The sequence below is a fragment of the Microbispora sp. NPDC046973 genome (assembly GCF_040644495.1).
Lineage (GTDB): Bacteria > Actinomycetota > Actinomycetes > Streptosporangiales > Streptosporangiaceae > Microbispora.
Window position 1 is genome coordinate 14,081 of record NZ_JBEYWQ010000058.1, and the last position, 9,763, is coordinate 23,843.

Genomic DNA, 9,763 nt, shown 5'->3' on the forward strand with positions numbered 1-9,763 from the left:
ACTCCATGCCGACGCGGGGTGGGGGCTCAGCCGCCGGCGTCGGCCGCGGAAGGCGTCGTCCCACCCCAAAGAGCGCTCGGTGAAGAGCCGCCGGTCACGGCGAGAAGTCGTCGTCCGGCGTGCTCCGGCCGGATGTTGGGGCCCTTGGCGGCCCTGGCGTTCGGCCGGCGCGCGAACGTGTCGATCGCCTGCTCGTCGATCGTGATCCCGAGGCCCGGCGTGTCTCCGAGGACGAAGGCGCCGTTCTCGACGTACAGGTCGAGCGATATCCCGACCGGCGGGTACAGGTCCTGCAACTCGCTCGCCATGTGGTTCGGCACCGACGTCGCGGCGTGCAGCAGCGCGATCGGCGTGGTGCCGATCGGGCTGACCGGCAGGTCATGGGCGTGCGCCAGGGCGGACACCCGGAGGAAGTGGGTCACCCCCCAGACCGCGGCCGTCTGGACGATGTCGACCGCTCCCGCGGCGAGCAGCGGACGAAACTGCTCGAGCCCGGTCAGGTTCTCCCCCGAGGCGACGGAGGCGCGGATCCCCCGGCCGACGACGGCCAGGCCTTCGGCGTCCCACCGCCGGACCGGCTCTTCGATCCAGGTGAGATCAAAAGTGCGCTCGAGCTCGCAGACGTGCCGGACCGCCTGCTTGCGGGTCCAGGCCTCGTTCACGTCGAGCATGAGGCCCGGCCGCAATCCCTGCCCGGCCTCGGTCAGGACATCTCGCACCAGCGTCAGGCGGTGCCGGTCGCGTTCGATGTCGAGGCCGCCCTTGAGCTTGGCCGCCCGCAGACCGTGCTGGGCGTAGACCTGATAGACGGAGACGAGCTCGTCGTCGGTCAGGCCGATGTCGAGGCCCGAGGCGTAGGCGGGAACCCGCCTGTCCCGTCCGCCCAGCAGGCGCCAGAGCGGTTCACCGGCCGCCTGCGCCTTGATGTCCCACAGGGCGGTGTCGAGTGCGCCGATCGTGCCGAACACGGCGCCCGCGTGCCCCGCCTTGAAGGTCTGCCGCAGCATCCGGTCGTAGAGCGCCGTCACGCCGCGCGGATCCTCGCCCTCGATGGCGGCGAACACGGCGTCGATTTCCACGTGCGGCCCCAGGCCGACGCCGGTGATCCCCTCGTCGGTGTCCACCATGACGATCGGCGTCGAGACGACTCCGTCGGGGAAGACACCGTTGGCGTCACCGACGGGACGGCCCCATTCCTGGACCGTCGTCATGGTCCGATACCCCGTGATCCGCATGTCAGCCCTTCGTGGAACCGGCGGTGACGCCGTCGGCGATCTGGCGCTGGAGGAAGAGATACAGCATCAGCACGGGTATCGCGGCGATCAGGACTCCCGAGGCGAAGGTGGGAATGTCGTCGGAGTACTGTCCGCGCAGTGAGTTGACCCCGATCATGAGGGTCCGATGCTCGGGCGACGGCATCATCAGCAGGGAGATCAGCACATCGTTCCAGCAGAACAGGGTGTCGAGGATTCCTACGGAGAGCAGCGCCGGAACGCCCAGCGGGAGCATGATCCGCCGGTACACCCCGTACACCGTGTTTCCGTCGATCCTGGCCGCGTCGACGATCTCCGCCGGAATGGTCCTGTAGTGGCTCGTCATCAGGAAGACGGTGAACGGGAGGAACTGCGCGACGTAGGCCAGGATCAGTCCCGGGTAGGTGTCGACGAGCCCGCTGTCGGCCATGATCCTGGTGAGCGGCACCATGATCACCTGGAACGGGATGAACAGCCCCGCGAGACAGCCCAGGAAGATCACCGAAGAGCCGCGGAACCGCAACTGGCTCAGCGCGAAGCCCGCCATCGACCCCAACAGCAGCAGCAGGGCCACGGCGAACGACACGACGATGAACGAGTTGGCGAAGTATCGCGCCATTCCGGCGCCGGCCCATGCCTCGGCGATGTTGTCCCAGCGCAGGGAATCCGTGAGGGAGAACCGGTCGAGGATGTAGTCGCGCCGGGTCTTCATCGCGACGTTGGCGGTGAAGACGAGAGGATAGATCGTCGCCAGGGCAAGAGCGGCCATCGGAACGGCGGCCACCCACCTGGCCAGACGCCTGCCGGGCATCAGTCCTGCCTCCCCGCGCGGCGGAGCAGAGTGATCTGCAGGAGCCCCACCACGAGCATGACGACGAAGAGAACCGTCGAGGCGGCCGAGGCGAGCGCCGGCCGGTTCATCTGTCCCTGCTGGTGCCAGATGTAGTACTCCGGCAGGTAGGTCGATCCCTCCGGTCCCCCGCTGGTCATGACGAAGAGCAGGCCGAACATGGACGTCAGCATCCCGATCATCGTGGTCACGAAGACGAACTGGATGGTGCGCGTCAGACTCGGGATGATCACGTGCCAGATGACCTGGCGGAGCGACGCGCCGTCCACGCGGGCGGCGTCCAGAAGCGAGGCGTCGAGGGTGCTGAACCCGGCGAGGAACACCACCAGGGCCATCCCGAACGTCGCCCAGACGTGCACGCCGACGACCGTGAACATGGAGATGCCCGGATCGCCGAGCCAGTCGACCGGGCCGACGCCGATCGCCCCGAGGGCGGCGTTCAGCGGGCCGTCGAACCCGAGCATGAGGTTGAAGATCGCGCCGACGATCACCGGGGAGAGCACAGCCGGGAAGAAGTAGACGCTGCGGTAGACCCGGTGCCCCGGAACGCGCAGATAGATGAAGGTGGCGAGCAGGCCCGGGATCGCCACCGCCACGGGGAGCAGCAGCACCAGCAGCCCGACGTTGCGCAGCGAGGTGTGGAACAACGGGTCGCCGGCCAGCTCCAGGTAGTTGCTCAGGCCGACCGGGGTCCCGTTGAGCTCGCCGTCGCCCGTGAAGGAGAAGTTGACGCCCAGGACGAGCGGCCACAGCCGCAGCACCACGATGATCAGTACGGCCGGGGCCACCAGGACGTAGGGGGCGAGGCGTTCCGCGCGCGCCCCGCGGGAGGCCGGCCGGGTAGCCGCCCCCTCGCGAGGTTCCCCCTGCTTCGTCGTCGCTCCGCCGGCCCGCCCGGACCCTGCCGGGCGGACCAACGGCGACGAACCTCCGAGCGGCACGCGATCAGCCCGCCCGGTCGGAGGCGGCCAGCTGCTCCACCGCCTTGTCCACCGTGGTCGACCCGCTGAGGAGCTGCTGGGACAGCCTTCCCATCAGGTCCAGGGTCTTGGAGGACAGCGCGACGTGCAGGGCGGGCTTGCCGGTCTTGATCTCGGACACGATCGCGGCGACGGCCGGGCCGGCCTGCGAGACGTCGATCGTCGTGTCGGACGCGATCGCGCCGGCCTTGGAGTAGAACGCGGTCAACGCGTCGGTCGAGGTCAGGGAGCGCACCAGATCGGCGGCCAGGCCCGGATCCTTCGTCCACTTCGCGACCGCGTAGCCGATGCCGCCGTCGTACGGAAGGCTCGGGGTGGCTCCGTCGGCGACGACGGGGGCCTGCATGACGCCGATCTTGTCGGGTGGCAGGAACTCGCCGAAGTCCTTCCAGTGCCCGATGTCCGACATCAGCCCGATGATGTGGGCGGCCTTACCGGTCTCGAAGACTCTGAAGATGTCGGTGAACATCGCGGTGGAGTTGGCGCCCTTGTTGTTCAGCCCCTTGTCGTTGGCGTCCTTCCACAACTCGAAGATCCGCTTCACGTGGGGAGAGGTCCAGTCGCGCTTCCCGCCGATCCAGTCGTCGTACTCCTGCGGCGTCAGGATGCCGGATCCGAGGCCCGACATGAAGAACTGGATCCCGAAGCCTTCCTTGTTGCCGAGCGCGAAGCACGACGCCCCGGTCGCCTTCTTGATGGCGGCGCAGTCGCCGGCGAACTCGTCCCATGTCTTGGGCGGATTCGCCGGGTCGAGACCGGCCTTCTCGTAGAGCGCCTTGTTGTAGTAGATCGGGTGTCCCTGCAGGGTCACCGGCGCGGCGTAGATCTTGCCGTCCTTGCTGAACGCGTCCCAGCCCGCCAGCCGGCTCTTGTCCCCGGCCACGTACTGGTCCAGCGGAAGGAGCGCGTCGACCCGGTCACGGATCTGCCCGCCGCCGTTGAAGAGCATGACGTCCGGCCCCTTGTTGGACTGGATGGCCGTGCCCAGCAGGGTGTAGTACTGGTCGAACGGCTGGGCGACGAACTCGACGGTGACGCCGGGATGCCGCTTGGCGAAGTCGGCCTTCGCCTTCTCGATATAATCCGCCGCGGTCGGTTCACTTGATTTCCAGTCCCAGACCACGAGCTTCTGCTGCTTCTGCTGAGAGTCTCCGGACGGGGCCTCCGTCCGTGCCGCGCTCCCGCAGCCGGCCACGGTCAGTCCCGCGACCATCACCGCCGACCACAAGGCTCTCTGCTTCATCGCTGCTCTCACTCTCCGAGAGCGGCCGGCGGACCCGGCCGTGTCCGGCGAAAGGTAACTCGTATGACGTCTGACGTCAATAGACGTCGCGTATACTGACGCGGTGGCGCTCCTTGGCCAGGGCCACCGGAGGGGGATATGACGGCATCGCAGGAAACGGCCGGCGGTACCCCGGCGCCACCGGCCTGGGTACGACGCCCGGCCAGCCTCGCCCGAGCGGTGACCGCCGAGCTGGTGGAGCGCATCGTACGCGGCGTGCACCCGCCGGGGACACCGCTGCCCCCCGAGCCCGCGCTGTGCGAAGCCTTCTCCGTCAGCCGCACCGTCGTCAGGGAGGCCGTGAAAGTCCTGCAGGAGAAGGGGCTGGTGCAGGTCCGCCAGGGCGCCGGCACGATGGTGACCCCGCCCGCGATGTGGGACATGCTCGACGAGCTCGTCCTCGCGGCGACCATCGCCGAGGACGAGAGCCTGGCGATTCTCGACGACCTCGTCGTGACGCGGCGTGTGCTCGAGTCCGACATGGCGAACGTCGCCGCCCGCCTGGCCGGGCCGGACACGGTCGAGCGGTTGCGCGCGCTGGTGGACCAGATGGACCAGCTCGTGGACGACCCTGTCACGTACGCGGAAAGCGACCGCGCCTTCCACGACACGATCATGCAGGCGTCGGGAAACCGCATCGCCCGAGGCGTCGTGCGGGCGCTGGAGAGCCAGGTCGTGAACACCGCCCGCTACATGGGCCGGACCGAGCGAGCCCTGTGCGTGGCGTCGAACCTGGGCCACCGCCGCATCTACGAACGCGTCGCCGCCCACGATCCCGAGGGCGCCTCCGAGGCGATGTTCAACCACATCACCGAGGCCTGGCTCGTCCGCCGCAGCGGACCGGCCGATCCCGTACGGCTCCAGCGTTAGGCCGCGTCCCCGCGCTACCGCCCACCCCGCCCGGGCAGGGCTGGGGGTGACCGGCCGGCCCCCGACCGCCCGCTCGCGTCCTCCGGAACGATTCGCTCGCCGGGCGGTGAAAGTTTCATCGCCGCCTGCCGATGGCGACCGCGGGCGCTCCCCTGGTCAGACGCGGGAGCGACGGTTCGTCTCGGGCACGGGCCCCGCCGCGCCGGAAAGACCCGGTGTTGACAAGTCTTGTCACGGTCATATTTGCTCCGCTGCACCATCGGCTCCAGCCTCCCGAAAGAAAGGAGATTCGATCACGGCGCCCGATGTGAGCGCTAACATACCTGCCGCGACCGGCCTGCCCCTGTGCGCCGGGCCGGCGGTTTCGATAGGCGGAACGCGCGCGCCGGATCGATCGGGTATTCACCGAGTCAGCGACCGGAAAACGCAGGATCGACTGACGCGGTCACTCCAGAAAAGGCGCAGACAGGAATGGCTCCCCCATCTCCGTGTGTCACCACGGGAACGGCAAAGGAACTTGCGTGATGTCGAGGTACAGGTCCCTCTTCACCGCTGTCGCGACTGCGGCATTGCTCGTTCTGGCCACTGCGCAGACGGCGCTGGGCGACAGCGCGACCACGTCGCTCGCCAGGAAGAGCGCCCTCGCGGCCACCGCGGGATGCGGCAAGACTCCGACGCTGAGAAGCGGTACGCAGTCGATTTCGACCAGCGGGAAAACCCGCAGCTACATCCTGAGGATTCCCGACGGCTACAACAACACCACGCCCTACCGGTTGATTTTCGGGTTTCACTGGAACGGCGGCACCGCGAACGACGTCGACTCGGGCGGAACCAGTGGATACCCCTGGTCCTATTACGGGCTCAGGGCATTGTCGAACAACACGGCGATCTTCGTCGCGCCGCAGGGTGTCAACAACGGCTGGGCCAATTCCGGCGGTGAGGACATCACTTTCGTCGACGACATGATCCGGCGGATCGAGGCGGACCTCTGCGTCGACACGACGCAGCGCTTCGCCATGGGTTTCAGCTACGGCGGCGGCATGAGTTACGCGCTCGCCTGCGCCCGGTCGACGGTCTTCCGCGCCGTGGCGGTCTACTCCGGCGCACAGCTCAGCGGGTGCAACGGCGGCACCCAGCCCATCGCGTACATCGGGCTGCACGGCCTCAGGGACCCGGTGCTCAACATCTCTCTGGGGCGAGGGCTGCGTGACACGTTCGTCAGGAACAACGGCTGCACCCCCCAGAACCCGCCGGAGCCGGCGCAGGGCAGCCTGACGCACATCGTCACCTACTACTCGGGGTGCCGGGCCGGGTATCCGGTCGCGTGGGCGGCGTTCGACGCGGGTCACACGCCGAATCCCGTGGACGGGAAGTCCGGCGACCTCGAACCTGGCGAGAACTCCTGGACCAGGCCAGTGGTGTGGAACTTCTTCGCGCAGTTCGCAGGCGACAACCCGACGCCGCCGGCCTCACCTTCTCCCTCGCCGACCGCCTCGCCGACCGTCTCACCGAGCGGCAATCCGCCGGCGACGAGCGCCCTGAAGGGTGTGGCGTCGGGGCGGTGCCTGGACGTCAACGGCGCCTCGCAGGCCAACGGCGCCCAGGCGCAGATCTGGGATTGCAACGGCCAGCCCAACCAGCAGTGGACTACCACCAGCGCCGGTGAACTGCGCGTCTACGGCAACAAGTGCCTCGACGTCAACGGCGGCAGCACGGCCGACGGCGCCAGCGTGATCATCTGGGACTGCAACGGCCAGAACAACCAGAAGTGGCGCCTCAACTCCGACGGAAGCATCACCGCCGTCGGCGCGAACAAGTGCCTGGACGTGTCCGGCGCCGGCACCGCCAACGGCACCAAGACCCAGATCTGGACCTGCCACGGCGGCACCAACCAGAAATGGACCCGCACCTGACCCGCGACCCCTCACCGGAGCGGCCCGATCGCCGTCCCGCGCGGGCGAGAGCCTCACACGAACCGGTCCGCCCGCAATCCATGCGTTTGGAGAACCTCAATGGCTGATGTATCGCGAAGGCAACTGCTGAGACTCGGTGCGATCGGCGCCGGAGCCGCGATGCTGCCGGTGCAGTGGACGGCCACTGCGCGGGCCGCGTCGGCACCGCCACCGGAAGTACGCGCCGCCAACGATCTGGCGCTGTGGTACGACGGGAGCGCCGGCACGGATTGGCTGCGTGCGCTTCCGATCGGTAACGGCCGCCTGGGTGCCATGGTGTTCGGCAACGTCGACACCGAGCGGCTGCAGCTCAACGAGGACACGATCTGGGCCGGAGGGCCCTACGACCAGAGCAACACGAAGGGCGCGGCGGCGCTGGGGCAGATCCGGCAACTGGTCTTCCAGAACCAGTGGAGCCAGGCCCAGAGCCTGATCGACCAGAACATGCTGGGCAATCCCTCCGCTCAGCTCGCGTACCAGACCGTGGGCAATCTGCGGCTGACCTTCGGCAGCGCCAGCGGCGTCTCGGAGTACAACCGGTTCCTGGACCTGACCACGGCCACCACGACGACGACGTACCTGCAAAACGGCGTCCGGTATCGGCGAGAGGTGCTCGCGAGCGCGCCGGACCAGGTGATCGCCCTGCGCCTGACCGCCGACAAGCCCGGGTCCATCACGTTCTCCGCGACGTTCGACAGCCCCCAGCGGACGACGCGCTCCAGCCCGGACGGCACGACGGTGGCGCTCGACGGCGTCTCCGGCGATCAGAGGGGTCTGTCGGGCAAGGTCAGGTTCCTGGCGCTGGCCCGGGCCGTCGTCGACGGCGGCACCGTCAGCAGCTCCGGCGGCACGCTGCAGGTGAGGGCCGCCAACAGCGTGACCGTGCTGATCTCCATCGGCTCCAGCTACGTGAACTACAAGGACGTCAGCGGCGACTACCAGGGCATCGCGCGGCGATACCTCGACGCCGCCAACGGCAGGACCTACGACGACCTGCGCGCCCGGCACGTGGCCGACTACCAGCGGCTGTTCGGGCGCACGACACTCGACCTCGGCCGCACCGCGGCGGCCGACCAGCCGACCGACGTGCGGATCGCGCAGCACGCCACCACCAACGACCCGCAGTTCTCGGCGCTGCTGTTCCAGTTCGGCCGCTACCTGCTGATCTCCTCCTCGCGACCGGGCACCCAGCCGGCCAACCTGCAGGGCATCTGGAACGACTCGCTGACCCCGGCGTGGGACTCCAAGTACACCCTCAACGCCAACCTGCCGATGAACTACTGGCCGGCCGACACGACGAACCTGGCGGAGTGCTACGAGCCGGTGTTCAGGATGATCAACGACCTCACGGTCACCGGTGCCCGCACGGCCCGGGTGCAGTACAACGCCGGCGGCTGGGTGACCCACCACAACACCGACGGCTGGCGGGGCTCGTCGGTCGTCGACTTCGCCACGTCCGGCATGTGGCAGACCGGCGGAGCGTGGCTGGCCACCATGATCTGGGACCACTACCTGTTCACCGGCGACCTCGAGTTCCTCCGGCAGTACTACCCGGCGATGAAGGGCGCCGCGCAGTTCTTCCTGGAGACCCTCGTACAGGAGCCGAGCCTGGGATATCTGGTCACGAACCCGTCGAACTCGCCGGAGCTGACCCACCACTCGGGCGTCAGCGTGTGCGCCGGTCCGACCATGGACAACCAGATCCTGCGTGACCTGTTCAACGGCTGCGCCAAGGCCAGCGAGGTCCTCGGTACGGACGCGACCTTCCGGAGCCAGGTCCTGGCCGCCCGGGACCGGCTCCCGCCGATGAAGGTCGGGTCGCGCGGCAACATCCAGGAGTGGCTGTACGACTGGGTGGAGACCGAGCAGAACCACCGGCACATCTCGCACCTGTACGGCCTGCACCCCAGCAACCAGATCACCAAGCGCGGCACCCCCACGCTGTACAACGCGGCGCGGCGGACGCTCGAACTGCGCGGCGACGACGGCACCGGCTGGTCGCTGGCCTGGAAGATCAATTACTGGGCCCGGATGGAGGAGGGCAACCGGGCGCGCAACCTGATCGGCCTCCTGGTGAGGACGGACCGGCTCGCGCCGAACATGTTCGACCTGCACCCGCCGTTCCAGATCGACGGCAACTTCGGCGCCACGTCCGGCATCGCCGAGATGCTGCTGCAGAGCCACAACGGCGAGCTGCACGTGCTGCCCGCACTGCCGACGGCCTGGCCGAGCGGGAAAGTGCAGGGCCTCCGGGGACGTGGCGGCTACACGGTGGACGCGACCTGGAGCTCCGATGGGGCCGTCGAGATCCTCGTCAAGTTCGACCGCGACGGCACGGTCAACGTACGCAGCCGTATCTTCACCGGGACCTACCAGGTGGTCGACGCCGCGACCGGCGGTGCCGTCACCGTCACCAAGCCCGAGGCCGACGTCATCGCGCTGCCCGGGCAGGCCGGCCGCACCTATCGTCTGACCGGGTCCGGCGGAGGCTCCACCCCGACCGGCTACGTGCGGATCGCCAACGTCACCACCGGTCTGGTGCTGGACAGCGGCGGCAACGTGGCGTCGGGGTCGAA

General features: G+C 68.5%; 7 protein-coding genes. 3 read left to right on the forward strand and 4 right to left on the reverse strand.

Annotated elements, in window-relative coordinates:
- Nucleotides 1-26: 26 nt before the first annotated feature.
- The 4 genes from ABZ860_RS41960 to ABZ860_RS41975 form a co-directional block, all read right to left on the reverse strand.
- On the reverse strand, nt 27-1,211 hold the full coding sequence (locus tag ABZ860_RS41960) for a mandelate racemase/muconate lactonizing enzyme family protein (RefSeq protein ID WP_357232140.1): 1,185 nt from the start codon (nt 1,209-1,211) through the stop codon (nt 27-29).
- A gap of 25 nt (nt 1,212-1,236) precedes the next feature.
- Nucleotides 1,237-2,064 carry a carbohydrate ABC transporter permease gene (locus tag ABZ860_RS41965; RefSeq protein WP_357232143.1) on the reverse strand — a complete coding sequence of 276 codons (828 nt, stop codon included), beginning with the start codon at nt 2,062-2,064 and terminating at the stop codon, nt 1,237-1,239.
- Nucleotides 2,064-2,891: a sugar ABC transporter permease gene (locus ABZ860_RS41970; RefSeq protein WP_221891582.1), complete on the reverse strand. Its 828-nt coding sequence runs from the start codon at nt 2,889-2,891 to the stop codon at nt 2,064-2,066. The genes ABZ860_RS41965 and ABZ860_RS41970 overlap by 1 nt, the downstream gene beginning before the upstream one ends.
- Nucleotides 2,892-3,048: 157 nt before the next feature.
- Nucleotides 3,049-4,326, reverse strand: coding sequence for an extracellular solute-binding protein (locus ABZ860_RS41975; protein WP_357232146.1), 1,278 nt, complete (start codon nt 4,324-4,326; stop codon nt 3,049-3,051).
- 219 nt (nt 4,327-4,545) lie between these two features.
- Between ABZ860_RS41975 and ABZ860_RS41980 the strand changes: the two genes are divergently transcribed.
- From ABZ860_RS41980 to ABZ860_RS41990, 3 genes are all read left to right on the forward strand, one after another.
- Complete coding sequence (locus ABZ860_RS41980; protein ID WP_357232149.1) at nt 4,546-5,235, forward strand: FCD domain-containing protein; 690 nt, start codon at nt 4,546-4,548, stop codon at nt 5,233-5,235.
- Nucleotides 5,236-5,759: 524 nt separating this feature from the next.
- The gene (locus ABZ860_RS41985; RefSeq protein ID WP_357232152.1) at nt 5,760-7,148 is read left to right on the forward strand and encodes a lectin; all 1,389 of its coding nucleotides are present in this window, start codon (nt 5,760-5,762) and stop codon (nt 7,146-7,148) included.
- 99 nt (nt 7,149-7,247) lie between these two features.
- The coding region (locus ABZ860_RS41990; protein WP_357232155.1) for a glycoside hydrolase family 95 protein at nt 7,248-9,763 on the forward strand (2,516 nt) is incomplete at its 3' end.

Bases quoted from the DNA above. Each gene is read 5' to 3' on its own strand.
- ABZ860_RS41965 (WP_357232143.1), bottom strand. From the start codon at position 2,064: ATGCCCGGCAGGCGTCTGGCCAGGTGGGTGGCCGCCGTTCCGATGGCC.
- ABZ860_RS41985 (WP_357232152.1), top strand. From the start codon at position 5,760: ATGTCGAGGTACAGGTCCCTCTTCACCGCTGTCGCGACTGCGGCATTG.
- ABZ860_RS41960 (WP_357232140.1), bottom strand. From the start codon at position 1,211: ATGACGACGGTCCAGGAATGGGGCCGTCCCGTCGGTGACGCCAACGGT.
- ABZ860_RS41975 (WP_357232146.1), bottom strand. From the start codon at position 4,326: ATGAAGCAGAGAGCCTTGTGGTCGGCGGTGATGGTCGCGGGACTGACC.